Here is a 26,915-nt window from a genome sequence, read left to right on the forward strand (position 1 = left end):
ATTCCGCTTTATTAATTGATATATATGTATATAAGTTAGTCGAGATTAGCCAACTTGTTATCAGAAGCAAGAACGTCAACAATCTTATGTTTGTACATGTCCTCCATAAGATCACGAGCCGGTCCACAATACTTACGTGGGTCAAATTCAGCTGGTTTGTCAGCGAACACCTTACGTACAGCTGCAGTGAAAGCAAGACGAGAGTCTGAGTCGATGTTAATCTTACAAACAGCACTCTTAGAAGCTTTGCGAAGCTGCTCTTCTGGGATACCAACTGCATCTGGCAATTTACCACCGTTAGCGTTGATTGTATCAACATACTCCTGAGGAACAGAAGAAGATCCGTGAAGTACGATTGGGAATCCTGGCAACTGCTTCATGATAGCATCGAGAACATCGAATGCCAATGGAGGAGGAACCAAGCGACCTGTCTTCGGGTCACGTGTGCACTGCTCTGGTTTGAATTTGTATGCTCCATGGCTAGTACCGATAGAGATAGCAAGTGAATCAACACCTGTCTTTGTTACGAAGTCAATAACTTCCTCAGGTTTTGTATAATGAGAAACCTCAGAAGCTACCTCATCCTCAACACCTGCTAATACACCTAGTTCACCTTCTACACTTACATCATATTTGTGAGCATACTCTACTACTTTCTTTGTAAGAGCGACGTTCTCATCATAAGGAAGAGCAGAACCGTCTATCATAACAGAAGAGAAGCCGAAGTCTACGCAACTCTTGCATAGTTCGAAACTATCACCATGATCAAGGTGCAGAACGATTTCAGGATGTTTGCAACCTAATTCTTTTGCATATTCTACAGCACCCTGAGCCATATAGCGAAGCAGAGTCTGGTTAGCATAGTTACGGGCACCTTTAGAAACCTGAAGGATAACCGGTGACTTAAGCTCAGAAGAAGCTTTAACGATAGCCTGCAACTGCTCCATATTGTTGAAGTTGAAAGCTGGAATAGCGTAACCGCCATTGATGGCTTTCTTAAACATCTCACGGGTGTTTACCAAGCCTAATGTTTTGTAATCTACCATAATTATAATATTTATTAAATGAATAGTTTCCTACCTTTTAACCGACCGCAAAGGTACCATTTTAATTTATCAATCCCAAGTATTACAACATTTTTTAATAACAAAAAAGTAGCAACAATAATATAATGTTTTACTTTATATATCATCTCAGACAAATTGTAAGATGCAGTTTACAAAACATAAAAAATATTCAAACCTACATAATACATTTTATATTTAAAATCTGCTATTTTAAGTCTTTATGATAAAAATTGCATCATTATATCATAATTTGTTATAATTATATAATTATTTTATATACATTTGTACGAAAATAAGCAAGACCTAGAAAATGAGAAATTCTATATATATTTTTATTATTTTAATATGCCTACAATTCGGATCATGCATAAGAGGTAGCGACAAAGATGAACGTACAGAAAAGGAAGATTCTCTATTAAGAGTTACAGAAGATTCTGTATATAATATGACACCGAATGCTCTTAAAATGATAAATAAAGGATTAAAGGATGCAAAAGATAGTCTTACGTACTATGATTATTATCTTCAGTTAGGCAAATTTGCAGCAATGCAAACTCAAACATCAACCACAAAATATGCGGATAAGGTTATCAATTTTGCTAAAAGACAGAAAGAAACGCCAAGAATAAATGGACTTCTTGCAACAGCATATTCTATAAAGTCGTCCAGTCTATATATATTTCAAAAGAATATAGATGAATCTATAAACTTGTGCAAACAGGCATATAAGTTACTTATGAAAAGCGACAATAAAAATCATGCACCAGACTTGTTAGCAAATTTAGCAGATGCATATATATCAAAGAACAAAATACCAGAAGCGTCTTTTTACTATCGAAGAGCGCTCTTTCTTGTTGATTCATTAAAACTACCAAGCGAAAAGAATGTGTCTCTGTATATGGGACTTGCTCATATATACCAAATATTAGGAGACAACAAACAGGCTGAAAGATACTATTATGAGACAGAAAAACATTTCCAAGGTCTTAAACCTAACCTTAAAGTGTATTATCTATCAAATGCAGGATCCTATTACTATTATGCTAAAAATTATAAGAAAGCGCTTGAATTTTTCCTTAGGATGAAAAGTATACTGTCTGAAAGAGGCATGAAGGGCAGTTTTGATGACAAATTAGGAAAATTAGATCTTGCAGACATATACCTTAATTTGGGTAATATAAACAAAGCAATTGTTTACCTCAATGAATGTGAGCCATATTTTAAAAAAATAAAAGCCAAAGACTGCATTTATTATGCTAATTCTATACGACTTGGGATAGCTGTAAAACAAAAAGATATAAAGAAGGCATCTAATATATTAAAAAGAGGAACGGTTTCGCCTCCTTCTCTAACCGAAATAGTAGAAATCAGAAATAGATATGCTCGTAAATTTTACGAACAATGTGACAATTATAAAGATGCATACAAAAGTTTAAAAAAGTCTATAAACATAGAAGACTCAATAGCAAAAGAGCGCCAATATATGCGTGCATCCGAAATAATGATGAGATTCACAGAAGATACTTTATCACTACATAAAAAGATTGAGATACAACAAAAAGACATAACAGTCCGCAAAACGGAAAATGCATTTTGGCTTTCTATAAGCATAATTTTAATTCTTATTTTGGGAATTGCATTCTGGTTTGTATATTTTAGAAAAATTAGTTTACAAAATGATATAAAGATAATGCAATTAAAATTACTAAATGCACGTAACCGAATATCACCACATTTCATTTTTAATGTATTGAACAACAAAATAACAAGCACAAATAAACAAGAAGCCGACGAACTAATGATGCTTGTAAAACTGATAAGGGCAAACCTAGATATTTCACGTAACACATATATAAGTCTTAAAGATGAACTAGATTTTGTAAAATACTATATTAATATTGAAAAGTATATATTAGGAGACGATTTTGAGTTCATCTTAAAAGTGCCTGATAATCTTATAATTTCTGAAATAACAATACCGTCTATGTTCATACAGATATTGGCAGAAAATGCGATCAAGCATGGACTAAAATGTAAAGAGGGAAAGAAAATACTTGAAATCAATGTAAGCAATAACACGAATGGTACAGATATCATTGTAAAAGACAACGGAATAGGATTCGATATACGACGCAGCAACAATAGTAGTACAAAAACCGGGCTTGACATTATAACACGCACCTTTGCAATATGCAACAAGAGCATTAAGTATGACAAATACAGATTTGATATACATAATATAATAGATGAACATGGAAAAATAGCTGGATGTGAAAATGTACTGCATATACCAAACATAAAACAAAGAAAATAGAAGTCACATGTAATTTTATGACAATCATACCTAATATAGAAACAGATAATCACTAAAAAGGCACATTCATTCCATTTCATGAAAAGACACGCTTGCAGAAGTGTCTGATTTTAAGTAATTTTGCAAGCACTTAATATCCATAACGAATACTTAATATAGGATGAAAGCAATTATTGTTGATGATAGCATAGCGGCCATAGAGGCATTAAAAGCGAAACTCAAAGAATCATACCATGATATACAGGTAGTGGCCACTGCCACTAATGGTAATGAAGGATTAACATTAGTAAGAAATAGTAATCCTGATTTATTGTTCTTAGATATAGAACTTCCAGATATATCGGGACTTGATTTTCTATATCAAATGCGCAATAGTTCAAACAATTGGTGCCATGTAATAATATATACATCGTACAGCAACTATATGTTACCTGCATTCCGAAATTACGCCTTTGACTTTTTACAAAAGCCAATTGAGGACAAAGATCTTGAAGCTGTAATGCAAAGATTTTATACTGATTATCAACAGCCACACCTAAATAATAATAAGTATGACATGCAAAACCAAGGTAACGGTAAACTTCTTTTTTACATAAATTCTATTGACTTTTGTCTTATCACAATCAAGGATATTGGTTTATTCAGATATAATCATGACCTAAGGGTCTGGGAAATTATAGTAAATGGACGTAAAAACATAATAAGACTAAAACGTAACACACAAAAAGAGTCAATATTAAACATTAGCGACACATTTGTACAAGTGCATCAGAAATATATCATCAATATTAATTATTTAATGGAGGTGACCGATAATGTATGTCGTTTCTTCCCTCCTTTTTCTAACTTGGATTACGTAAAGGTCGGACGTTTATACCGCAAAAGACTATTAAACAACTTTTTGGGCGTAAATTCATTTTAAGAGTGCGGAATAATCTTTATTATATACATCCATTCAATCTAGATATTAATATATTACACCTATTTTACTTATAATCGAAATATTCAAAATCGGCGTATCCTGATTGGTTTTTACCCGTACAATAAAGACCAAGGACAACACCAGTAAATCCACCTACTACTTCAGAACTCAACAAACAAGTATCTGCTGTCTTTATTTCATGATAAAGTTTCCCATCTGTTGAATATTCCATATGATAATATTTTTCATCACCACGTACACGTAAATAGATATTCTTCGCTTTTGATATTTCTGCATTGCTAACATAGTCTTCATAAACTAAGCCCTTAACTTGAAGCCTGTATTTTACTACTTGCCTCCCATCTACATTGGAGACACTTATATCATAGTGACCATCATTTGTCTGGTATACAGTAAGTCCGGCCTCATCATCTGATATATATTTACCAAGTGATAAAGATGTACCAATAGAAAACATTGCACTCTCTTGACGACGACCGATGAAAGTAGGTTGGATATTTTCGGTCAAACTGCTAGCAGAAGCATACAATCTTAATTTGCCATTCTTTATCTCATATTTTGATTCATCTGGATTCTGGATATAAATCCATTCTGGACCAATCTCCTTAAGGCTATTAACATTATCAAAATCTATTCTTTTTGGAGATAAAGGCATATTAACCGGAGTAAGTGTATGTACTTCCATCAATGTATCTATTGTTCCATTCTTATTAACGATTGGCCATCCATTCTCAGCCCAATCTACAGGAGATACGAATGTTTCTCTACCCAGATGATGATAATTACCTCCATAAGTTCGAAAGCCCAAAAATGCAATCCACCAAGAACCATCTTGCGCCTGTACCAAATCTCCATGTCCTGTACCTTGTATCTGATTGTTTTCTGATATACACCTCTGATGACATAATATTGGATTATTAGGATTACCATCATAAGGTCCGTAGATATTCTTGCTACGGGCAATCGTAAGCATATGTCCGTATTCTGTTCCTCCCTCTGATATCAGGAGGTAATAATAGCCATCCTTATAATATATATGCGGACCCTCTGGATAACGTCCACCGGTACCTTGCCATATCTGTCTGCTTTCTGTTAGTTGTTTGCCTGTCTTAGAATCTATCTCGCACAACCATATTGCATCATCAGGATTACTTACCATATAGCATTTTCCATTCTCAAAATAGAAAGAAGGATCTATGCCCTTTTGTTTCAGCCACACCGGTTCGCTCCATGGGCCTTTTGGATTTGTAGCTGTAACAAAAAAGTTACCGCCATGCCCTATGTTTGTCGTTATCATATAATAGGTTCCATTGTTGTATCTGATAGTTGGAGCATATATGCCAGTCCATGATGAAGCGCCCATTAATGGCAACTGAGATTTGCGATCAAGCACATTTCCAATTTGTTGCCAATGTATCATATCTTTACTATGGAATATTGGCACTCCTGGAAAATATTGGAAACTACTATTTACTAAATAGAAATCATTACCTACTCTACATACACTTGGATCTGGATGATAACCTGGAATCACAGGATTATGATAAGTCTGTGCCTTTATGCTAAAACACAAAGCACCAAGAACTGTCATCAAAAGTATTTTTTTCATGGTAAGAACGTTTTTCTAATCGGCAAAATTAGATAATATTTTTATTAAATCCAAGCTATAAACAAAAAAGGATAGTATATACTACAAGACATAAACCGAGATGAAATTATTAAATTCTATCAATACCCTTTATTATATTCTTAAGGAGATATGTAGCATTCTGATTACGTGCCACCCCTTCTGTTATCTTATATGAATATTTTATATTATCTTCAAGTTTTATTTCGAAACAATAATTATGGAAACGCATAGGATTTTCATCTTCCAACTTAGATAGTTCTAGGTCGTGTGTTGCTATTACGCCTGTTACCGGCAACTTTGATATTTCTTGCAAAAATAGTCTTGAGCCATTCAATTTATCTAAAGAGTTGGTTCCTTTTAATATCTCATCTAGTATGATAAGAGTATTATCGGATTGTTTACAATTATCTATCAATTGCTTAAGCCTCAACAGTTCTGCATTGAAATACGATATCCCATGGGTTAAGTCATCAGTAGTACGCATGCTGGTGAATAGTGTAAAGATTGAAGCTCTGAATGAATCTGCAAAGACTGGCATTCCGTTAAGCGCAAGAATATAATTAACCCCAATAGATCGTAAGAATGTGCTTTTGCCAGCCATATTAGCACCTGTTATTATATAATAGTTACCATCAACAATATTAAAATCATTCTTTACGGCTTCTGGGCCAATAAACGGATGATATAGTCCCCTGACCTCATACACGACATTATCAGTGTCAACGATATTTGCAACGCAGGCTTCTTGTTCATTATATCTGAATGTTGCCATAGATACAATTGCATCAAATTCACTCAATGCATCAACCCATTCCTCTATTTTGTCCAAATAAGTTTTCTGCCATTTTAAAAATCTCCTTACCAGGAAGAAATCACTCAGAAATAGAATATTAAAGATGACTAGTCCTAGAATATTAGATCTACGGTCTATTCTGGAAAGTATATCAGAGAGCTGTCCGAATGATTCTAAAGAGTTGGATGTTTCTGAAAAGAGTAAATCTTTTATCCGTTTTATCTCAATGCTTTTAAATTCAGAACCTGCAATCAACTTTATAATTCTTATATATGAGTTTAATTGTTTATGCAGACTGTTAACAGCCTTGCTTATCTCACGAAGAGGTTTAGCTGTAAACATAAGTATAACGAATAATTGTATACAACTCCATATCATAGGAAAATCAGCACTCAAAGGTGTGAATACAGACAGCAATATCAAAACGAAAAGGATAACGATCGCAACGATAGCCAAAATAAGGGAGTAAAGAGTTCCAAGGTTTGGATTTACTTTCATTTTACCAACATTACGAAGAACCTCTATTATTGCTTTTGTATCTATCACCTGCTCTTGACCGCAAGCCAAAAAATCAGTTCTCCATTTATCAGCTTCTGCCATTTCGTCCACTGCCTCTCGCCTACGGTCTATGGCCTGTTTATCTCTTAAAAGATTTTTAAGGTTCGAAGCAAGTCGGTCACGTCCACCCACAGTTATTGCCCTACAGATGCGATTGTATAAAGAATCACAGCCAAAGACATCCATATCAAATGTGAATGAGTGATTGCTGTCTACATATCTTGCTCCATTATCAAAAGATGAAAAATCAGAATCTAAATATTTCAATTCTTTACTATAAACTTTTTGTATATTACTCAACCGCATTATGTTTTCACTGTTGTTAATATCCCTTCTGCGCAAAATCACATAAGATGCTAACAGCACTAATGTAATCAAAAGTAAAATTACATGTAATCCTCCTATACAATAGAAAACAAATGAGGTCAATGCAGCGATAAACGATATCAATTCGGAAACAATGAAAAAACGATTTTTATTTTTCAGTAACGTTATATCAACGTTTAATGACTCTACTTTATTGGTATAAAAATTTTTAAAATTTTGTTTCATATTACTTTGTATAGATTCATCCTACGATGAGCGGTATTTGTGCAAAGTTAATGCTTTATACTCTAAACAGGATTAAAATTAAGAAACATTTTATTTTTTAATGGAAATAGCAATAATAGTCTGAACGTAATCATTATAATGACATTCGGCCTTATAATAATGATGTTGAATATTATGTATTGGAGACTGATTAAGTTATCTTACAGCAAATATTTTATAATAAAAACGCCACTATACCACAAGCCTAGTGTTTATGGGCTTTTTAGAGTTAATAAAATACCACAAAACGTCACCAAAATGCCACTTTTATAAAGTTACTTACTTAATACAGAAAAGCTATACTCCGACAATACAAAAGCTATGATCCGACAATGTGAAAGCTATGACTTTGACTATGCCTGAATTAGCTATACATCTTTGTTGTTATACTTACTGATTTACTATACAAGTTATTGAAAGCTTTACTGAAACACTTTACATAAACATAAAAACATTACTGAATTTCTTGACATAAAAGAAATATTTAATTATTAAATCTTTTGGGGGTGGCGTTTTAGTGACGTTTTGTGGTGTTTACCATTATAGGGGCTGATTCTTATTTTACTGTAATTCAGCCAGTTAACACCAATAGTGGTATTGTGGTATTTTATTTTTGTAATTTTCTAACCTTTAAAATAATATAGAGCAGAGGTATAGAAATAAAAAAAGGGGCTCCGCTGAGTCCCAACCTTTGTTAACCTTAAATCTAATACTATGAAAAACACGATGCAAAGGTAGGCTATTTTTTCACTTATGCAATAGTTCTGTCATTGAATATTCATTTTAATGTCATTTTCTTGATTTAAATCAATTAATTTGTTTGCGTTAACAATTTAATTAAAATTCCTTTCATAAACTCCTAAGTTACTAATTTAGAGCCTAATACCAAAAATTCAAACACTATTCAACATAAAGCAAAAAAGCCTCCATCCAGAAAACTTGAGAGAGAAATAGTTTACGGATGGAGGTTTAAATTATAGGAAACTAAACTTATTCTTTTATTTCTTCTGTTTTTCCTACAGCGCCATCTGACTCCAAATTTTTCTTATTAGGTTTTCCTGCATATTTTAGAGAACCTACTCCAGATACACCTCCAGAGATTTCTTCTGAAGCGTAACACTTTATTCCACCAACACCTGATACATCAGCCTTTACCGTTACAGCATGCAGATCAAGGGCATTAATACTACCAACTCCAGAACAGTCTAAAACAGCATTGCTTGCCTTACCCTTAATTTCTACACTGCCTACGCCACTATTATCAATCTTAACAGATACAGCTTCAATATTATCTATTTTGAGTTTACCAACGCCAGAATTGTCTATATCTATTTTAGGTACATTAAGATTGCCAATATTAATAGTGCCTACACCACTGTTATCAATTGAATTCAATGTTGGTGCGCATATCCGAATTTTGATACGACCATCCTGCATGTCGTATCTCTCATCTGAAGAAATACTTAAAGCTCCTTTTTCTGTCTTTAGTATTATAAAAGGCATATAATTATCAGGAGCCGTTACAGATATACTACACTTTCCACCCTTAGTCTGGACAAATTCTACCTCACCTACGGTATTGAAGTCTATAGACTGAAAGTTCATGTCAGAATAATTTTTCGTAATAACCTTATCACTTGGTTCAAGATACGTTCCACCTCTATGAGAGAAAAGAACAGAAGGCCTGCAAGATGTCATTGCAATCAAACAGACCAAGGCTAATGCCATAAAATAACTAATCTTTTTCATATCTTATATTTTAATAGTTAAAAGCATATTTGCAGTGTTATACATATGTAGAACACTGCAAAAGTATATAAAATATTGATACGCTCCAAATATTTGAATGTTTTTTTTGAAATTATTTTTATTTCTATATATATTGGGCATCATATTGCCGGTATAGAAACGACAAAACGATTACCATCTGTATAGCTGGTATCAAGAGTTACGGTTCCTCCCATTCGCATTACCAAACTTCTGCATGATGTAAGTCCGATACCTGCTCCTGGAAGAAAATCATTCAACTTTACAAATTTTTCAAAAATAATTTCTGCTTTATCTATAGGTATAGGAATACCTGAATCAGTAACAGTAATAACATATTTAGTTTTATCATCATTGCAGGAACAAAATATTCGTATATTCCCCTTTTCTGTAAATTTGCATGCGTTATCCAATAGTTTTTGTAAAACCTTGGTTAATAGCACTCTGTTAGCATATATTTCAAAATGGTCTGAAAAACGACTTGAATATGAAAGTTGAACTGTATCTTTTGCAAAAGGTTTCATATCAATGATAATCTTATTAAAGAATTCACTACACAGAATCTTTTCCTTTTGAGGAGTGTCTCTATTACTTTCCACCAATGACAATTCAAGCATATTGTCTATAATACCAGTTAGTTGCAAAGAGTTATCATTTATTCGTTGTGACATTTCTTTGCGCATATCATCATCCAAATTCATACCCGAACTCGTGATAATCTGAGAAAATCCGGCTATAGCATTTAATGGTGTGCGTATCTCATGACTTATATTTCGTATAAAATCTTCTTTCAGTCTATCTGATTCTTCTGCTTTTTCCCAAGCTTTACGCAATTCTTTGTTTTTATGGTTCATTCGCTCCAATTCCTTATGTTTTATGTGACCATAATACATAAATGATATTACTACAAATAGAAATAAGAATACGACACCCAAAGTAATAATTAGATAAAGGTTATACTTCATTTCACCTTGTACTTTTTTTATTTTTACAGCATCAGCATCATGTGACATCGCTAGAAAATCCTCTCCATTGACAATAGCACTTATAGAATCTTTTACTTCTATAAGTTTCTTATAAGATTGTAACGTTTTGATAGGATTACCTATTTTTGTACATAAAAGATATCTCATTTCTGCACGGTCTTCTGGTATTTCTATCGAATCAGCTGCAGAAAGTGCACCATGATAATCATGCTTAAAAAAACGATCTATACTTACAAAGTAGTATTTATAACTTGCAGCAGGAAAAGTCTTATCCTTTTTAGAAGTCTTTACGAACAAATCATAATAATATCTGAACCCTTTTTCATCATCTAGATGCAATGAAACAAGGCACTCGATTGCATACCCATAGCATAGGTCATATATTCTATTTCCGGCAAAACGAATTGCTAATTTTGCCTGTCTGTCAGCTTCTTTAGGTGAGTCATCAATATAAAGATTTGCTATCTGCCAATAAACTTCTGATGTATTAGCATTTTTTACATACTTATTGAATATACTTAGAGACTTTTTATAGTTTTTCAAAGCAAGACTTTGATTTCCTCTTTTGCCATACAGTAAACCTAAAGCATAATAACTCTGAGCTAATCCATAATAATTTTTTTCTTGAAGTGCTTTTGTTTGCATTTCATTAGTCTCATAAAGCCCCTTATATATCCGATATGCATCTGCAAAATAGCATATTTCATTAATCCAAACTCTGTAATATTTATCTTGATTGCCACGTTCAGCGTATAGAGATTTCAGTTCTTCGCCTGTATTAATGAATTCATGCATATTTTTTTTATCATAGAAGCCTTTGACAAACTTTGCAACAAGGACTTTCTCTTTTGTTGCATTTTTGTCTTCTGAGGCTTCGCATAATAATGGCTTGAAAGCAATCAACACGACAACAAGAAGCAATATATTATAGATTTTCCACATCAACAGTATATCTTTAATTTTGCAAATTTACATTTAAATTTTAAAAAGCCAAAGAATAACCTTGCTTTTATCCTAAATAATGTTTATGAGCCTAATTGATCTTAATATATAGTAACTCGAAATACAATAGGTATCAAAAATTAAGACTAACTATTTATATAATATTACTCCTTCTTGTTTCATTCCGTCCATCATTATTTTAAGAGGTTTAGTAAAACGAACATGCCGTACATACTTAGTTTCTTCTACTGCCGGCATTGAATCTAGTATGTCTTTTCTGAATATGCCATCACCTACATTCGCATTTATAGTGAAATACCCCACTCCAAAACTTGTTAGGTTCTGGAAAAAGTGAGTTCCCTGACTTGGATCTACATGATAATTAGCCAGACTTATTTCGACAATAACTCGCGCAGCACTTATATGTGGCCATTTTACAGGTATGCCCAGCCAATAATCGCTAGATCCCCAACGGCCAGGACCTATAAGGATATAAGTTTTGCCATCATTTAGAAAAGTCCTGTTTATTTTTTCTATATCATCAGCTATATATAGATTATTAGCAGCAGAAAAATCATCGTCGGTCTTTACGTATACAACATCAATTACATCATCACAAATGCCATGTCCCAATGATTTATGAGAACGAAGCAGACATTTTTCATCGTTAATCAATGCCAAATCCTGATCAAGAACCTGTTTACTGTCTACAATAGGACGTATCTGAAGCAAATAAAAGTCTCCTGTTTTATCTGCATTTACATTACATGCAAATTCTATTTCTACTGGACGACGCATACTAGATTGTCCATATTTCATAGACATCTGCAAAATTTTTGGTAAAGGAAATACTCCTTGCTGTAAAACTCCGCAGAAGGATATTATCTTTCTTCCACCTTCATATAGACCATCACGAATTATCTGGTCATGTGGATCGAATGTTGATGCTATGTAGTTTAATGATCCATCTGCATCTGCTTCCTTTACACGAAGACGCTTTATATTAAAACCATCATCTACCTTAAAGTCATCGCAAACATCTTTCATGTCAAGTGCATAGAATTGTGTTTGTGTTTCACGAAGTGCTGTTTCCATTTCACTGGTCTGCAACACCTGATTGGGATGATATGGACTTACTCTAAGGGTTTGTCCGCCATCTACTATATATTTGCCTAAGCCTAATGCTAAACTTACGACACCTTCTTCGGATGTTTCGTCACCGATTGGATAATAGTTTATAGAGCGTAATACTCCACTCATATTAGGATAGAAATGATCTCCATACTGTTTGCCAACAACCTCTTGTAAGATAACAGCCATTTTTTCTTGATCTATCAGGTTACTAGTAGCTGTCATATATGCCTTGGAATCATGATAATATACTGATGCATATACTCCCTTTATAGCACTTGACAGCATACTCAACATTTCATACTTATCCTCAAGATAGGGTATCATATAAGTTGAATAAATACCTGCAAATGGCTGATAGTGAGAATCTTCCAACAGGCTGGATGAACGTATAGCAATAGGACTGTTGGTCGCTTCAAAGAATGTAAAGAAATCGGCGACCAAACGGTCTGGAAGCTTTGCTTTTAGGAAATGATGCAATATTTCATCATCATCTCTATCACTAAGCGCAATCTGATAGAGATTGTTACTATCCATAAATTCATCAAATATATCTGTGCACAACACTACAGTCTTTGGTATTGAGACATTGGCATTTTCAAATTCATTGAATTCAGGATGACTTTTTATTATATTGTCAAGAAAAGCAAGACCTCTACCCTTTCCTCCTAATGAACCGTCACCTATTCTGGCGAAATGTGAGTAGCTATCAAATTGATCACGACGAAACACTGCTACCACTCCTATATTCTTCATGTGACGATATTGTACAATGGCATCAAATATAATTTGTCTATGCGCATTAACATCCTGCAACTTATGCCATGTGACATTTTTAAGGAATGCAGAGACTGGAAATATAGCACGGGCACACAACCAGCGACTCATGTGATTACGAGACACATGGTAAAGCATAGAATCATTAGGTATATTGAATATATTATCCTGTAGTTCCTTCAGATTGTGAATACGCATTATTTCTGCATGCGTTTTGGGATCACGGAAAATAAAATCTCCAAAACCCATATGTTCTGCCAGTATATTGCGTAGATCGATATTCATTTTCTTAGAGTTCTTGTCTATGAATCTGAAACCTTGCTTCGTTATTTTATTTTTATTTTCTGTTTCTGAGCTTTGCAATATAAGAGGTATATATTCATCTTTATTACGAATTTCAGTTAAAAGTTTTAATCCGGCCTCTGAATCTTTCTCACCATTAACAGGAAAACGACAATCTGATATTACCCCGAGTGTATTGTCAGAATATTTGTTGTATATATTTATTGCCTCCTCATAATTCCGGGCCAGTACCACTTTTGGTCGGCCACGCATTCTAAGTGCTGCTATATGTGGATTAAGTGCCTCTGTTGCAAAACGTTGGCTTTGAGCTAAAATATAATTATAGAGATTGGGAAGTACAGAAGAATAGAATCTTATACTATCTTCTACCAATAATATCATCTGTACACCGGCTTCACGTATATCGTGTTCGATGTTCATTTTATCCTCTATAAGTTTGATAATTGAAAGTATCAGATTAGTATTTCCTAACCAACAAAATACATATTCAAAAATTGAAAGATCTTCATTCTCCATCCTTTTTGTTATACCATGAGAAAAAGGGGTAAGTACTACGCATGGAATATCAGAAAAGCTGTCTTTAATTGCACGAGCAACAGCAAAGGCATCGTTATCTGCATTACCCGGCATGCATATCACAAGATCTACATTTGTAGATTTAAGAACATGAGATGCTTCATCTATAGTACTGACCTGGGTAAATGTAGGGGGATAGCGCAAACCTAATTCAGTGTATTCATTAAATATCTTTTCATCCACTCTACCATCATCTTCAAGCATGAAAGCATCATAAGGATTGGCCACAATCAAGACATTGAAGATGCGTCTGGTCATAAGGTTAACGAAAGAGACATCTTTAAGATAAAAACGATTCCATTCTTGTGGTATTTTATTTTCCATTTATATTAGTTATTTATTGCAGCAAAGTTAATGTAATTTTTCGATCGGACCAAACTGAATGGTAATATATTATATACTCTATTATTTAAAAATCTATTATTTTGCGGCTATGAATTAATGACAGATTATGTCACAATATTACTAAAATATAACCAGAAAGGCTTATTTATAATTGCATTGAAGTCTTTTCTCAATTTTTTTTTGTTATTTTGCATTCAGAAATCGTAAAAACAATAAATGAAAAAATGAAAAAGAATTTGAAGACATCCACCTTATGTGTACAAGCTGGATGGGAACCAAAAAATGGAGAACCAAGGGTATTGCCTATAATACAGAGTACTACTTTCAAATATGACAACAGTGAAGAAATGGCTATGTTGTTTGACCTGAAAAAAGAAGGTTTTTTCTATACAAGATTACAGAATCCGACAAATGATGCAGTGGCTAAAAAGATTGCGGCACTGGAAGGCGGTGTTGGGGCAATGCTAACTTCATCTGGACAGGCTGCAAATTTTTATGCTGTATTTAATATATGTGAGGCCGGTGACCATATTATTGCTTCTAACGAAATTTATGGTGGAACGTTCAACCTTTTTGGAGTTACTATGAAAAAGTTAGGTATTGAATGTACTTTCGTTAATCCAGAAAGCAGTGAAGATGAAATACAAAAGGCATTTAAGCCTAATACTAAATTAGTATTTGGTGAAACTATTTCTAACCCTGGATGCAATGTTCTTGATATTGAGAAATTCTCAAGAATTGCTCACAAGAATGGCGTTCCTCTTTTAGTGGACAATACTTTTGCTACTCCTATAAATTGTCGCCCTTTTGAATGGGGGTGTGATATAGTAACTCATTCTACTACAAAATATATGGATGGACATGCTACCTCTGTTGGTGGTGCTATTGTTGATAGTGGCAATTTCAATTGGGACGCATACGCCGACAAATTTCCAGGCCTTTGCACACCTGATGAGTCATACCACGGACTTACTTACACTAAAGCTTTCGGTAAATTAGCATACATCACTAAATTAGTAGCTCAACTGATGCGTGACCTTGGTTCTATACCTAGTCCTAACAATTCATTCTTGCTTAATTTAGGACTGGAGACTTTGCATTTGCGCGTTCCTCAGCATTGTAAGAATGCACAAAAAGTGGCTGAGTTTTTGAAAGATGACACTCGCGTGGCTTGGATACATTACTGCGGACTAAAGGATGACAAGTGTTATGAACTAGGTCAAAAATACATGCCCAACGGCTCTTGTGGGGTTATAGCTTTCGGACTTAAGGGCAACAGAGATACAGCAATAAAATTCATGGATTCTCTTGAGATGATTAATATAGTAACTCATGTTGCTGACGCACGCACTTGCGTACTGCATCCGGCCAGTCACACACACCGCCAGTTAACAGAGAAACAGTTGAAAGCAGCTGGAATAGCTCCTGACTTGATTCGCATATCTGTTGGTATTGAGAATATTGAGGATATATTAGATGACATAAAACAGGCTTTGGACAAAATTTAACATCCAAAGTTTCATAAGATAAAAGACAACCGAATATTCCTAACAAACACGGTTGTCTTTTTCTTTCAAATATATTAGCAGTATCTTCTCTTTTAACAAAACGTAAGCAAACATACAAAATATTTGGGATTTCTTTTGGTCATTCCAATATTAAATTCTACTTTTGTGATAGTCTAAATGACAATTTGATAATTTAACAATAAAAACACATTACTATGGAAGTTAAGAAAATAATGCAAGACTTGGAGCAAAAACACCCAGGTGAGGCAGAATATCTGCAGGCAGTAAAAGAGGTCCTAATTTCAATTAAAGATGTATATAACCAGCACCCTGAATTTGAAAAGGCAAAAATTATTGAAAGAATAGTAGAACCTGAAAGGATTCTTACTTTCCGTGTACCATGGGTAGATGATAAAGGAGAGGTACATGTAAACATTGGTTATAGAGTGCAGTTTAATAGCGCGATTGGACCTTACAAAGGTGGACTGAGATTCCATCCTTCAGTAAATCTTTCTATTCTTAAGTTCTTGGGATTCGAGCAAACTTTCAAGAATTCACTTACTACTTTGCCTATGGGTGGTGGCAAAGGTGGATCAGATTTCTCAATAAGAGGAAAAAGTGATAATGAAGTTATGAGATTCTGTCAAGCTTTTATGACAGAACTTTTTAAGGTTATAGGTCCAGAAACAGACATCCCTGCTGGTGATATAGGTGTAGGTGCCAGAGAAATAGGATATCTATTTGGTATGTACAAAAAACTAACTCATCAATGGAATGGTGTTATAACAGGTAAAGGACTTGAATGGGGTGGTTCTAGAATAAGGCCAGAAGCAACAGGATTCGGTGCCCTTTATTTTGTAAATCAAATGTTACAAACGCATAATATAGATATTAAAGGTAAAACTATTGCTGTGAGTGGTTTTGGCAATGTAGCATGGGGAGCTGTGACCAAGGCTACACAACTTGGTGCAAAGGTTATAACTATTTCTGGTCCTGATGGCTATATATATGATCCAGACGGAATTTGTGGAGAGAAAATAGATTATATGCTTGAGCTTCGCGCCACTGGTAATGATGTCTGTGCACCGTATGCGGAAATGTTTTCTGGGGCTAAGTTTATTCCAAACAAACGTCCTTGGGAAGTTAAGTGCGATATAGCATTACCGTGTGCTACACAGAATGAACTGAATGGCAATGATGCTGATATTCTACTAGCTAATCACCCTATATGTGTAGCTGAGGTTTCTAATATGGGATGTACTGCAGAAGCTGTCGAAAAATTCGTAAAAGCTAAACAATTGTTTGCCCCTGGCAAAGCTGTAAACGCTGGTGGTGTTGCTACCTCTGGATTGGAGATGACACAAAATGCGATACGCCTTAGTTGGAGTTCAGATGAAGTTGATGAAAAATTGCATCAAATTATGCATAGCATACACGAGCAATGTGTAAAATATGGTAAACTTAATGATGGATATATCGACTATGTCAAAGGTGCTAACATAGCTGGATTCATGAAAGTTGCAAACGCAATGATGGCTCAAGGTATTGTGTAAATGATTATGAAATAATTTAATATTTCAGTAAATATATTAGCCTTGTTCCTCTTTTAAAATGAGGGGCAAGGCTTCTAATTTAGAAAAAATGATTCTGTAAAATTATTGATCGACTTTATAATTAAAAAACATTTCTTTTTATATTAACTAGAAAAGATTGGAATTACAAAAAGAAATTACTTCTTTGTCTTAATCAAAAACTCCTTTACATTCGATGTAATCTGATTATTACCTTGAGCAACTGCTACACAGAATTTGGCAATACCATCTTTTAATCTTTTATCGGCCTTTACTGTAGCTGTATACCTTATTCCTTTATAAGGCAAGATACTTTCAACATGAATATTGGGAGATATAAATATATGTTTATTACCTGTTGTTTCTATAACCGTAGGCTGCACATCATAAAGTGTATCTGATGAATTATTAATAACTTCAAATATAACTTTACATTCTTCATTAGCCCTTAATATTCCATCCGGATTCATATCAACAAATCTTGCATTACGTATTTCTATGGTCGAATTTAATTTAAACCCATATGATGCTCCATTACCAACATCTGATACTATAGCTGATTGAGACAATGTCTGTGGTTGCACTGCACTATAATTTCCACTGTAAGTAGTGTCATTGTATTCATATATTCTATCGTCTGCACTATTCGTAGGATCAAAGCCACTAGGATCATCCGTAGCATCATCTCGCGAAACTCCATTTTGCCTACACTGAACGTTTTCTTCTGCTTTGTCGGCAATAGAACCTATTGCAGCACCAGCAACTGCCCCACCAGCCATTCCAAAGATTGAACCTAAATCACTCCCTCTAGGTCCACTACTTATACCACCAATAGCAGAACCTAACATTGAACCGATCATTGATCCAGCGTAGGCTCCATTTGCTGTATATGAGCCACAGCTACTTAATGTTATAGCCCCGCATAGAAATAATACAGACCTCTTCATATCAATTTATTGTTTTATTGCTGCAAATATAATTTATTATATTGAAAACAAATAAAACTCTATATTTTTTTAACTATTAAACCCGTAAAATAAGAAGACGCCTCTTTTTTTTTAAGAGACGTCTTCATTTTTTATCTAACTGTAATTTATTCAGCTTTTGGAGCTTCTTCAGTTTTTGCTTCTTCTGCTTTTGGAGCCTCTACGACAGTTTCTTCTACTTTAGCAGTAGCTTTCTTACCTGCACGACGAGTTTTCTTTGCAACTGGTTTATTTGTCTTTGCCATGTTTTCATCATAGTCAACAAGTTCAATAAAACAAATTGAAGCTGCATCTCCTTGGCGAGATCCTAATTTGATTATACGAGTGTATCCTCCTGGACGATCAGCCACTTTAGCAGAGACTTCCTTGAAGAGTTCCGTAACAGCAAATTTATTTTGCAGATTACGAAAGACAACACGACGTGAATTAGTTGTATCTTCTTTAGAACGTGTTATCATAGGTTCTACATATTTTTTCAAAGCCTTTGCTTTGGCAAGAGTCGTAGTGATTCTTTTGTGCATGATCAGAGATATTGCCATGTTTGCAAGCATCGCATTACGGTGAGATGCAGTACGACTCAAGTGGTTGAATTTCTTATTGTGTCTCATTTTTTTTTAATCTTTATCTAATTTATATTTAGAAATATCGGTTCCAAACGATAGATTCAGACTCTCGAGCAAATCATCAAGCTCAGTGAGCGATTTCTTACCGAAGTTACGGAACTTCAAGAGGTCAGTCTTATTGTACTGTACTAAATCGCCTAATGTTTCTACATCAGCAGCTTTCAAACAATTGAGAGCACGTACTGACAGATTCATATCAACGAGTTTAGTCTTTAACAATTGACGCATATGAAGAACTTCTTCATCAAATTCTTGATTATTTTCATTTTCACCTGTTTCAAGAGTGATTTTCTCATCAGAAAACAACATGAAATGATAAATCAAAATTTTTGCGGCCTCTTTAAGGGCATCCTTCGGGTTGATGGAACCATCCGTTGTTACATCTATAACAAGCTTGTCATAGTCAGTTTTCTGTTCAACACGGAACGGCTCAACTGAATATTTTACATTACGGATTGGAGTGTAAATAGAATCGATTGGAATTACGTTAGCATCGGTGCAGTACTCGCGATTTTCATCAGACGGTACATATCCGCGACCTTTGTTAATGGTAAGATCAATCTGCATTGAAGCTTTGGCATCTAAATGACAAATCACCATTTCAGGGTTTAACACTTCAAATCCAGTCAGATACTTACCTATATCACCAGCCTTAAATTCCGTAGAATTCTCGACGGTGATACTGACTTTTTCATTCTCGAATTCTTCTACTACTTGCTTGAATCTTACTTGTTTCAGATTCAAGATAATGTTGGTTACATCTTCCTTTACACCAGGTACTGATGAGAACTCATGCTCCACACCCGCAATGCGGATTGTGTTAATAGCATAACCCTCGAGCGATGAAAGAAGAATACGGCGTAAAGCGTTACCGACGGTAACACCAAAGCCAGGCTCTAATGGACGAAATTCGAATTTACCGAACTTGTCATCAGCCTCCAGCATTACTACTTTATCAGGTTTTTGAAATGCTAATATCGCCATTAATTTAATGATTTATTTAGAGTACAACTCAACGATTAATTGTTCCTTTATATTCTCTGGAATGTCGGCACGTTCTGGCTTATGCAAGAACTTACCACTCTTAGTATTCTCATCCCACTCAATCCAAGGATACTTACTGTGGTTAAAACCAGCAAGCGCAGCATCTATGACTTCTAATGATTTAGCCTTTTCGCGTACTGCTATAATCTGACCTGGTTTAACTGAATAAGAAGGAATTGATACAACTTTACCGTCAACTACTATATGTTTGTGACCTACCAATTGGCGAGCTGCTGCACGTGTTGGCGCCATTCCCAAACGGAATACAACATTATCTAGACGACTCTCAAGGTCCTGAAGAAGAACCTCACCGGTAATACCATCTGACTTTGCTGCTTTAGCAAACATGTTACGAAACTGACGTTCGAGAACTCCATATGTATATTTTGCCTTTTGCTTCTCTGCCAACATGACACCATACTCAGAGAGTTTTCTACGACGGTTGTTGCCATGCTGTCCAGGAGGGAAGTTCCTTCTGGACAAAACTTTGTCTGCGCCGAATATTGGTTCACCAAAACGACGTGCAATTTTTGATTTCGGTCCTGTATATCTTGCCATAATAAAATTATATGCTTTAAATTAAATATTAGTAATTATACTCTTCGTCTCTTTGGAGGACGGCATCCATTATGTGGTAATGGAGTTACATCAACAATTTCAGTAACTTCTATACCTGCTGAATGTACGGCACGTATGGCTGATTCACGACCATTTCCTGGACCTTTAACGAATGCCTTTACTTTACGTAAGCCAAGATCAAAAGCGATCTTTGAGCAATCCTCTGCTGCCATCTGTGCTGCATAAGGGGTATTCTTCTTAGAACCACGGAATCCCATTTTTCCTGCAGAAGACCATGAAATAATCTGGCCTTCGCTATTTGCTAAAGACACGATAATATTGTTGAATGAACTATGGACATGTAACTGTCCCATAGCATCAACCTTTACGTTTCTTTTCTTTGATGTTGCTGTTTTCTTTGCCATAACTAATTATTATTTAGTAGCCTTTTTCTTATTAGCAACAGTCTTCTTCTTGCCTTTACGTGTACGAGCATTATTTTTTGTGCTCTGACCGCGAACCGGAAGACCATTACGATGACGAACTCCACGATAACAACCAATATCCATCAGTCGCTTAATGTTCAACTGGATCTCTGAACGGAGATCACCTTCTACTTTGAATCCAGCGCCGATAATTTCACGGATTTTAGCTGCCTGGTCATCAGTCCATTCGCTGACTTTCAGGTCACGACTTACGCCTGCCTTATCCAATATCTTTGCTGAACTATTTCGACCTATACCATAGATATAAGTCAATGCGATTTCGCCACGCTTATTCTGGGGCAAATCTACTCCAACAATTCTTATTGCCATATTAAATAAATGAATTAATAATGTTTATTTGTAAACTTTACTCTTTTAACCCTGACGCAACTTGTACTTAGGGTTCTTTTTGTTAATAACGAACAAACGACCTTTGCGACGGACAATTTTACATTCCGGTGTGCGTTTCTTCAGTGATGCTTTTGTCTTCATATCTCTAATTTTATTTGTATCTAAATACTATTCTACCTTTTGATAAATCATAAGGACTCATTTCAACCTTTACTTTATCTCCGGGTAAAATTTTGATATAGTGCATTCTCATCTTACCAGAGATGTGCGCTGTTATCTCATGTCCATTTTCCAATTCTACTCGAAACATTGCATTTGATAATGCTTCTACGATTGTTCCGTCTTGCTCGATAGCGGATTGTTTTGCCATAATTAATATAATTTTCCTTCAATACGTTCAACTTCCTCAAAGGAAGATAAAATAGAAGTTTTTCCCTTTCTAATTGCTATTGTATGCTCAAAATGTGCTGCAGGTTTACAATCCCTTGTTCTTATACTCCAGCGATCTGGCATCACATAAATGGACTTATCACCCATTGTAACCATAGGTTCTATCGCTATACACATCCCTGCTTTCAAAAGAACTCCGTTACCTTTTTTCCCATAATTAGGAACTTGAGGATCTTCATGCATTTCTTTTCCTATACCATGTCCGACCAATTCTCTTACGATTCCGTAACAATGACCTTCACAATATTCTTGAATTGCACTTCCAATGTCACCTATATGCTTTCCAGCAACAGCTTTTTCTATTCCTAGATAAAGAGACTCTTTTGTAGTCTTAAGCAATGCTTTAGCTTCTTCAGAAATTTCTCCTACAGCAAAAGTGTAACAAGAATCTCCATTAAAGCCATCTAAAAGCGTGCCACAGTCTATCGATATTATATCTCCTTCTTTTAGGACAGTTTTACTATCTGGGATACCATGTACAACTACATCATTAACTGATGTACAAATACTTGCAGGAAAAGGACCTCCATAAGGATTTTCAACCCCCTTGAAAGTAGGAACGGCACCATTATCTCTAATGAATTCATCCGCAATTTTGTCCAATTCCAAAGTTGTAACACCTGGTTTTATATGCTTTGCCAACTCGCCTAGCGTTTTACCGACGAGTTGGTTCGCATTATACATCAACTCAATTTCATCTTCAGTCTTCAGAAATATATGCATTTCAGATAGACATTAATACGCTGAAACGCCTCCAGATTTGCCACGTACATGACCTGAATTCAACAAGCCATCATAATGACGCATAAGCAAATGACTTTCAACCTGTTGTAAGGTATCTATAACCACACCGACTAAAATCAGCAATGATGTACCTCCAAAGAATTGAGAGAAAGCATCCTGTACATTCAGAAGACCGGCGAAAGCAGGCATTATCGCTACAAAAGCAATAAAAAGTGAACCAGGGAATGTTATACGAGACATTACTGTATCAATATATTCCGCGGTATCCTTTCCTGGTTTTATACCTGGGATAAATCCGTTATTTCGCTTCATATCCTCAGCCATCTGTTGTGGATTTAAAGTAATAGCTGTATAAAAATATGTAAATGCAATAATCAAAAGAGCAAATACACAATTATACATCAAACTTCTATGATCCATCAATGAACGCATAACCCAACTAGTATTATCTCCTGTTGAATATTTCACGAACGCTAAAGGAATGAACATTAAAGCCTGTGCAAAAATTATTGGCATTACATTAGCAGCAAACAACTTCAATGGTATGTACTGACGAGCACCACCATATTGTTTATTTCCAACAAGACGTTTTGCATATTGAACAGGGACCTTTCGGGTTCCTTGAACTAACAATATAGATGCACAAACAACGACATAAAGGATTATAATCTCAACAATAAACATAACAAGACCACCACCTGTTATTGCGGTGAATCTAGAGCCAATTTCCTGTACAAAAGCTTGAGGTAGACGAGCAATAATACCAATCATAATGATTAGAGATATGCCATTGCCTACACCTTTATCAGTAATGCGCTCCCCTAACCAAAGGACGAACATACTACCTGCAGCAAGGATTATAGTGGCTGGTATCATGAATACTGACCAAGAAACGCCTGATGCCAAAGCGCCTGTGGCTTGCATTTTAAGATTAATAAGGTATGACGGTGCCTGAAAAAGCAATATTGCAATTGTAAGCACACGTGTATACCAATTAATCTTTTTATGGCCACTTTCGCCTTCACGCTGCATCTTCTGAAAATAAGGTACAGCTACAGCAAGAAGTTGCATTACGATAGAAGCTGAGATATAAGGCATAATTCCCAATGCAAATATTGAAGCATTAGAAAATGCACCACCAGAGAACATATCCAGCAGTGACATCAAACCACCTGCTGTTTGGGACTGTAATTTATACAACATGCTCGGATTTATACCTGGCAAAACCACGAATGACCCAAAACGATAAATCGCAGCAAATAGAAGAGTAATTAATAAGCGTTGACGCAAATCTTCAATCTTCCAACAGTTCTTTAGTGTCTCAATAAACTTCTTCATAATATACTTAGATTATAGTTGCATTTCCACCTACAGCCTTGATTGCCTCTTCAGCTGTTTTTGAGAAAGCGTTAGCTTCTACTTCAAGTTTTGCTTTCAGTTCTCCATTACCCAATATCTTAACTAATGAACTAGCTTTTACTAAATCTGCATCCACAAGATCACTCTTAGATATTTTTGTAAGGTTTTTGCTTTCTGCAAGAGACTGAAGTGTTGAAAGGTTTACAGCTACATATTCCTTATGGTTGATATTTTTAAATCCTGCCTTCGGAATACGACGTTGTAATGGCATCTGGCCACCTTCAAATCCAATCTTTCTCTTATAACCTGATCTTGACTTTGCACCTTTATTACCACGTGTAGAAGTGCCACCAAGACCAGAACCAGTACCACGTCCAATTCTACGGCTTGAATGCGTAGAACCTTCGGCTGGTTTTAAATTATTTAATTTCATAATCGAATCTTTTTAAACGTTTGGATTAATTAATCGATAACAGTTACCAAATGGTGAACCTTACTTATCATTCCACGCATTGATGGATTATCCTCAACCTCTACTACCTGAGAAATTTTGTGCAATCCTAGTGCGATGAGCGTACGCTTTTGATCTTTAGGAGCATTAACGCGGCTCTTAATCTGTTTGATTTTAATTGTTGCCATATTTTATTCTCCTTATCCTCTAAAAACTTTGTCCATACTAATGCCACGTGTGCCTGCTATAGTGTAAGCATCTCGCATCTGACTAAGAGCAAGAATTGTAGCTTTAACAAGATTGTGAGGATTTGAAGAGCCTTTTGACTTTGCCAAAACGTCTTTAATACCAACACTTTCAAGAACAGCACGCATAGCTCCACCGGCTACTACACCAGTACCAGCTGCTGCTGGCTTAAGCAGAACCTGTGATCCACCGAAATGTGCTTCCATCTCATGAGGAACTGTTCCTTTAAGAACAGGAACCTTAACGAGATTTTTCTTTGCAGCTTCTACACCTTTTGCAATTGCTGCAGTTACTTCTCCAGCTTTTCCTAAACCGTAACCGATTACGCCGTTGCCATCGCCTACTACAACGATAGCCGCAAAAGTGAAGGTACGACCTCCCTTAGTTACCTTAGTAACACGGTTTATAGCAACCAGTCTGTCTTTTAATTCAACGTCACTATTTACTTTAACTTTGTCCATTGCCATAATCGTTTAAAATTTAAGTCCAACTTTACGTGCTGCATCAGCAAGTTGTTTAACTCTACCATGATAAAGGTAACCATTACGGTCAAAGACAACTGAAGTAATTCCAGCTTCTAGAGCTTTCTTTGCTACCAATTCTCCAACCTTTTCAGCTTGCTGTATCTTAGGCATTGTTTCCAAACCTATAGAAGAAGCAGAAGCTAAAGTTTTACCTTCCTGATCATTTATTATCTGAACATAAATTTGCTTGTTACTGCGAAATACACTCATACGTGGTCTTTCTACAGAACCATTTACGCTCTTACGAATTCTATATTTAATTTTTATTCGTCTTTCTACTTTCTTTGTTGTCATAATCGTAAATTATTAAAGTTACTTAGCTGCAGCTGTCTTACCAGACTTTCTGCGGATGACCTCGCCTTGGAACAATATACCTTTTCCTTTATAAGGTTCAGGCATACGGAAAGAACGAATTTTTGCACAAATAAGGCCTAACAACTGTTTGTCGCAAGACTCCAACATAAGTATAGGGTTTTGATTTCTTTCTGATTTAGTCTCAACCTTAACTTCACTAGGTAATTGTATGAAAATAGGGTGTGTATAACCTAGAGCAAATTCTATAATGTTACCTTGATTTGAAACACGATAACCAACACCAACCAACTCCAAGGTTTTCTTATATCCTTCACTTACGCCAATAACCATATTATTAACTAATGAACGATAAAGGCCATGAAATGCTTGTTTTTGCTTCTGATCAACAGAGCTTTTCTCATCAACTTCAAATTCAATTTGACCATCAGCTATTTTAACAATAATAGAAGAATCTATCATCTGTGAAAGTTCGCCTTTAGGACCTTTTACTGTAACAATACCATCCTTTTGATTAACAGTTACACCTGCAGGAATACTAATTGGTAATTTTCCTATTCTAGACATTTCTAATCCTCCAATTAATATACATAGCAAAGAACTTCACCACCAATTTTCAGGTCAGAAGCCTCTTTGTTTGTCATTACACCTTTAGATGTAGATATAATTGCTATACCTAATCCGTTAATTACTCTCGGCATGTCTTTATAGCCAGTATACTTACGTAAACCTGGTGTAGACACTCTTTTCAAACACTTAATAGCGTTTGTTTTTGTAGCTGAATCGTACTTCAAGGCAACCTTTATGGTTCCTTGTGGGCCTACTTCAATGAACTTATAGTTCAAAATGTAACCCTTCTCGAAGAGGATCTTAGTGATCTCTTTCTTCAAGTTAGAGGCTGGTACTTCAACTACACGGTGATGAGCCATGATTGCGTTTCTCAACCTCGTCAGATAATCTGCTATTGGATCTGTCATAAA

26 protein-coding genes are annotated in these 26,915 nt (G+C 35.2%); 4 read left to right on the forward strand and 22 right to left on the reverse strand.

Going from position 1 to position 26,915, the window contains the following annotated elements; genetic code table 11:
* Window positions 1-35: 35 nt before the first annotated feature.
* Entirely contained in the window at window positions 36-1,046 is a 1,011-nt protein-coding gene (locus XYLOR_RS08790) for a class II fructose-bisphosphate aldolase (protein WP_036878531.1), read from the reverse strand.
* Between the two features lie 331 nt (window positions 1,047-1,377).
* On the opposite strand from XYLOR_RS08790, the gene XYLOR_RS08795 reads away from it, so the two are divergent.
* On the forward strand, window positions 1,378-3,381 hold the full coding sequence (locus tag XYLOR_RS08795; protein WP_036878535.1) for a histidine kinase: 2,004 nt from the start codon (window positions 1,378-1,380) through the stop codon (window positions 3,379-3,381).
* Between the two features lie 160 nt (window positions 3,382-3,541).
* Window positions 3,542-4,303 (forward strand): LytR/AlgR family response regulator transcription factor, encoded by a 762-nt coding sequence (locus XYLOR_RS08800; protein WP_036878538.1) that lies wholly within the window; start codon window positions 3,542-3,544, stop codon window positions 4,301-4,303.
* A gap of 64 nt (window positions 4,304-4,367) precedes the next feature.
* On the opposite strand, the gene XYLOR_RS08805 is transcribed toward XYLOR_RS08800, so the two are convergent.
* The 5 genes from XYLOR_RS08805 to XYLOR_RS08825 form a co-directional block, all read right to left on the reverse strand.
* Window positions 4,368-5,933, reverse strand: a complete 1,566-nt coding sequence (locus XYLOR_RS08805; RefSeq protein ID WP_036878541.1) for a glycoside hydrolase family 43 protein — start codon at window positions 5,931-5,933, stop codon at window positions 4,368-4,370.
* A 109-nt stretch (window positions 5,934-6,042) separates the two neighbouring features.
* The gene (locus XYLOR_RS08810; protein WP_245601989.1) at window positions 6,043-7,611 is read right to left on the reverse strand and encodes a MutS-related protein; all 1,569 of its coding nucleotides are present in this window, start codon (window positions 7,609-7,611) and stop codon (window positions 6,043-6,045) included.
* A 1,275-nt stretch (window positions 7,612-8,886) separates the two neighbouring features.
* Complete coding sequence (locus tag XYLOR_RS08815; protein WP_084608580.1) at window positions 8,887-9,645, reverse strand: head GIN domain-containing protein; 759 nt, start codon at window positions 9,643-9,645, stop codon at window positions 8,887-8,889.
* A 140-nt stretch (window positions 9,646-9,785) separates the two neighbouring features.
* Window positions 9,786-11,591 carry an ATP-binding protein gene (locus XYLOR_RS08820; RefSeq protein ID WP_036878552.1) on the reverse strand — a complete coding sequence of 602 codons (1,806 nt, stop codon included), beginning with the start codon at window positions 11,589-11,591 and terminating at the stop codon, window positions 9,786-9,788.
* Window positions 11,592-11,741: 150 nt separating this feature from the next.
* The gene (locus XYLOR_RS08825; RefSeq protein WP_036878554.1) at window positions 11,742-14,702 is read right to left on the reverse strand and encodes a PEP/pyruvate-binding domain-containing protein; all 2,961 of its coding nucleotides are present in this window, start codon (window positions 14,700-14,702) and stop codon (window positions 11,742-11,744) included.
* Between the two features lie 245 nt (window positions 14,703-14,947).
* Here XYLOR_RS08825 and XYLOR_RS08830 point away from each other — a divergent pair, with 245 nt between their 5' ends.
* Both XYLOR_RS08830 and gdhA read left to right on the forward strand, forming a co-directional pair.
* Window positions 14,948-16,231, forward strand: coding sequence for an O-acetylhomoserine aminocarboxypropyltransferase/cysteine synthase family protein (locus XYLOR_RS08830; RefSeq protein WP_036878557.1), 1,284 nt, complete (start codon window positions 14,948-14,950; stop codon window positions 16,229-16,231).
* Between the two features lie 215 nt (window positions 16,232-16,446).
* On the forward strand, window positions 16,447-17,784 hold the full coding sequence (gene gdhA, locus XYLOR_RS08835) for an NADP-specific glutamate dehydrogenase (protein WP_036878560.1): 1,338 nt from the start codon (window positions 16,447-16,449) through the stop codon (window positions 17,782-17,784).
* Window positions 17,785-17,960: 176 nt separating this feature from the next.
* On the opposite strand, the gene XYLOR_RS08840 is transcribed toward gdhA, so the two are convergent.
* From XYLOR_RS08840 to rpsH, 16 genes are all read right to left on the reverse strand, one after another.
* A complete protein-coding gene (locus XYLOR_RS08840; protein WP_036878563.1) occupies window positions 17,961-18,749 on the reverse strand; it encodes a hypothetical protein in 789 nt (262 codons plus the stop codon).
* Between the two features lie 146 nt (window positions 18,750-18,895).
* Window positions 18,896-19,396: a 50S ribosomal protein L17 gene (gene rplQ, locus XYLOR_RS08845; RefSeq protein WP_036878566.1), complete on the reverse strand. Its 501-nt coding sequence runs from the start codon at window positions 19,394-19,396 to the stop codon at window positions 18,896-18,898.
* Between the two features lie 6 nt (window positions 19,397-19,402).
* Window positions 19,403-20,395, reverse strand: coding sequence for a DNA-directed RNA polymerase subunit alpha (locus XYLOR_RS08850; RefSeq protein WP_036878570.1), 993 nt, complete (start codon window positions 20,393-20,395; stop codon window positions 19,403-19,405).
* A gap of 12 nt (window positions 20,396-20,407) precedes the next feature.
* Window positions 20,408-21,013, reverse strand: a complete 606-nt coding sequence (gene rpsD, locus XYLOR_RS08855; protein ID WP_036878573.1) for a 30S ribosomal protein S4 — start codon at window positions 21,011-21,013, stop codon at window positions 20,408-20,410.
* A gap of 35 nt (window positions 21,014-21,048) precedes the next feature.
* Entirely contained in the window at window positions 21,049-21,438 is a 390-nt protein-coding gene (gene rpsK, locus XYLOR_RS08860; RefSeq protein WP_036878576.1) for a 30S ribosomal protein S11, read from the reverse strand.
* A 9-nt stretch (window positions 21,439-21,447) separates the two neighbouring features.
* A complete protein-coding gene (gene rpsM, locus XYLOR_RS08865; RefSeq protein WP_036878578.1) occupies window positions 21,448-21,828 on the reverse strand; it encodes a 30S ribosomal protein S13 in 381 nt (126 codons plus the stop codon).
* 45 nt (window positions 21,829-21,873) lie between these two features.
* On the reverse strand, window positions 21,874-21,990 hold the full coding sequence (rpmJ, locus tag XYLOR_RS13630; protein WP_084608581.1) for a 50S ribosomal protein L36: 117 nt from the start codon (window positions 21,988-21,990) through the stop codon (window positions 21,874-21,876).
* 10 nt (window positions 21,991-22,000) lie between these two features.
* A complete protein-coding gene (gene infA / locus XYLOR_RS08870; protein ID WP_036878582.1) occupies window positions 22,001-22,219 on the reverse strand; it encodes a translation initiation factor IF-1 in 219 nt (72 codons plus the stop codon).
* A gap of 2 nt (window positions 22,220-22,221) precedes the next feature.
* The gene (map, locus tag XYLOR_RS08875; protein ID WP_036878583.1) at window positions 22,222-23,022 is read right to left on the reverse strand and encodes a type I methionyl aminopeptidase; all 801 of its coding nucleotides are present in this window, start codon (window positions 23,020-23,022) and stop codon (window positions 22,222-22,224) included.
* A gap of 12 nt (window positions 23,023-23,034) precedes the next feature.
* Window positions 23,035-24,381 (reverse strand): preprotein translocase subunit SecY, encoded by a 1,347-nt coding sequence (gene secY, locus XYLOR_RS08880; RefSeq protein ID WP_036878586.1) that lies wholly within the window; start codon window positions 24,379-24,381, stop codon window positions 23,035-23,037.
* Between the two features lie 7 nt (window positions 24,382-24,388).
* A complete protein-coding gene (rplO, locus tag XYLOR_RS08885) occupies window positions 24,389-24,835 on the reverse strand; it encodes a 50S ribosomal protein L15 (RefSeq protein ID WP_036878589.1) in 447 nt (148 codons plus the stop codon).
* A 29-nt stretch (window positions 24,836-24,864) separates the two neighbouring features.
* A complete protein-coding gene (gene rpmD, locus XYLOR_RS08890) occupies window positions 24,865-25,041 on the reverse strand; it encodes a 50S ribosomal protein L30 (RefSeq protein WP_036878592.1) in 177 nt (58 codons plus the stop codon).
* Window positions 25,042-25,053: 12 nt separating this feature from the next.
* Complete coding sequence (gene rpsE, locus XYLOR_RS08895; protein ID WP_036878595.1) at window positions 25,054-25,566, reverse strand: 30S ribosomal protein S5; 513 nt, start codon at window positions 25,564-25,566, stop codon at window positions 25,054-25,056.
* A 6-nt stretch (window positions 25,567-25,572) separates the two neighbouring features.
* Window positions 25,573-25,917, reverse strand: a complete 345-nt coding sequence (rplR, locus tag XYLOR_RS08900) for a 50S ribosomal protein L18 (protein ID WP_036878597.1) — start codon at window positions 25,915-25,917, stop codon at window positions 25,573-25,575.
* An 18-nt stretch (window positions 25,918-25,935) separates the two neighbouring features.
* Window positions 25,936-26,502: a 50S ribosomal protein L6 gene (gene rplF / locus XYLOR_RS08905; protein WP_036878599.1), complete on the reverse strand. Its 567-nt coding sequence runs from the start codon at window positions 26,500-26,502 to the stop codon at window positions 25,936-25,938.
* 14 nt (window positions 26,503-26,516) lie between these two features.
* Window positions 26,517-26,912, reverse strand: coding sequence for a 30S ribosomal protein S8 (gene rpsH / locus XYLOR_RS08910; protein WP_036878600.1), 396 nt, complete (start codon window positions 26,910-26,912; stop codon window positions 26,517-26,519).
* Window positions 26,913-26,915: the final 3 nt, after the last annotated feature.

This window comes from Xylanibacter oryzae DSM 17970 (assembly GCF_000585355.1).
GTDB classification, from domain to species: Bacteria; Bacteroidota; Bacteroidia; order Bacteroidales; family Bacteroidaceae; genus Prevotella; species Prevotella oryzae.

Bases quoted from the DNA above. Each gene is read 5' to 3' on its own strand.
- XYLOR_RS08790 (WP_036878531.1), bottom strand. From the start codon at position 1,046: ATGGTAGATTACAAAACATTAGGCTTGGTAAACACCCGTGAGATGTTT.
- XYLOR_RS08795 (WP_036878535.1), top strand. From the start codon at position 1,378: ATGAGAAATTCTATATATATTTTTATTATTTTAATATGCCTACAATTC.
- XYLOR_RS08800 (WP_036878538.1), top strand. From the start codon at position 3,542: ATGAAAGCAATTATTGTTGATGATAGCATAGCGGCCATAGAGGCATTA.
- XYLOR_RS08805 (WP_036878541.1), bottom strand. From the start codon at position 5,933: ATGAAAAAAATACTTTTGATGACAGTTCTTGGTGCTTTGTGTTTTAGC.
- XYLOR_RS08810 (WP_245601989.1), bottom strand. From the start codon at position 7,611: ATGCGGTTGAGTAATATACAAAAAGTTTATAGTAAAGAATTGAAATAT.
- XYLOR_RS08815 (WP_084608580.1), bottom strand. From the start codon at position 9,645: ATGAAAAAGATTAGTTATTTTATGGCATTAGCCTTGGTCTGTTTGATT.
- XYLOR_RS08820 (WP_036878552.1), bottom strand. From the start codon at position 11,591: ATGTGGAAAATCTATAATATATTGCTTCTTGTTGTCGTGTTGATTGCT.
- XYLOR_RS08825 (WP_036878554.1), bottom strand. From the start codon at position 14,702: ATGGAAAATAAAATACCACAAGAATGGAATCGTTTTTATCTTAAAGAT.
- XYLOR_RS08830 (WP_036878557.1), top strand. From the start codon at position 14,948: ATGAAAAAGAATTTGAAGACATCCACCTTATGTGTACAAGCTGGATGG.
- gdhA (WP_036878560.1), top strand. From the start codon at position 16,447: ATGGAAGTTAAGAAAATAATGCAAGACTTGGAGCAAAAACACCCAGGT.
- XYLOR_RS08840 (WP_036878563.1), bottom strand. From the start codon at position 18,749: ATGAAGAGGTCTGTATTATTTCTATGCGGGGCTATAACATTAAGTAGC.
- rplQ (WP_036878566.1), bottom strand. From the start codon at position 19,396: ATGAGACACAATAAGAAATTCAACCACTTGAGTCGTACTGCATCTCAC.
- XYLOR_RS08850 (WP_036878570.1), bottom strand. From the start codon at position 20,395: ATGGCGATATTAGCATTTCAAAAACCTGATAAAGTAGTAATGCTGGAG.
- rpsD (WP_036878573.1), bottom strand. From the start codon at position 21,013: ATGGCAAGATATACAGGACCGAAATCAAAAATTGCACGTCGTTTTGGT.
- rpsK (WP_036878576.1), bottom strand. From the start codon at position 21,438: ATGGCAAAGAAAACAGCAACATCAAAGAAAAGAAACGTAAAGGTTGAT.
- rpsM (WP_036878578.1), bottom strand. From the start codon at position 21,828: ATGGCAATAAGAATTGTTGGAGTAGATTTGCCCCAGAATAAGCGTGGC.
- rpmJ (WP_084608581.1), bottom strand. From the start codon at position 21,990: ATGAAGACAAAAGCATCACTGAAGAAACGCACACCGGAATGTAAAATT.
- infA (WP_036878582.1), bottom strand. From the start codon at position 22,219: ATGGCAAAACAATCCGCTATCGAGCAAGACGGAACAATCGTAGAAGCA.
- map (WP_036878583.1), bottom strand. From the start codon at position 23,022: ATGCATATATTTCTGAAGACTGAAGATGAAATTGAGTTGATGTATAAT.
- secY (WP_036878586.1), bottom strand. From the start codon at position 24,381: ATGAAGAAGTTTATTGAGACACTAAAGAACTGTTGGAAGATTGAAGAT.
- rplO (WP_036878589.1), bottom strand. From the start codon at position 24,835: ATGAAATTAAATAATTTAAAACCAGCCGAAGGTTCTACGCATTCAAGC.
- rpmD (WP_036878592.1), bottom strand. From the start codon at position 25,041: ATGGCAACAATTAAAATCAAACAGATTAAGAGCCGCGTTAATGCTCCT.
- rpsE (WP_036878595.1), bottom strand. From the start codon at position 25,566: ATGGCAATGGACAAAGTTAAAGTAAATAGTGACGTTGAATTAAAAGAC.
- rplR (WP_036878597.1), bottom strand. From the start codon at position 25,917: ATGACAACAAAGAAAGTAGAAAGACGAATAAAAATTAAATATAGAATT.
- rplF (WP_036878599.1), bottom strand. From the start codon at position 26,502: ATGTCTAGAATAGGAAAATTACCAATTAGTATTCCTGCAGGTGTAACT.
- rpsH (WP_036878600.1), bottom strand. From the start codon at position 26,912: ATGACAGATCCAATAGCAGATTATCTGACGAGGTTGAGAAACGCAATC.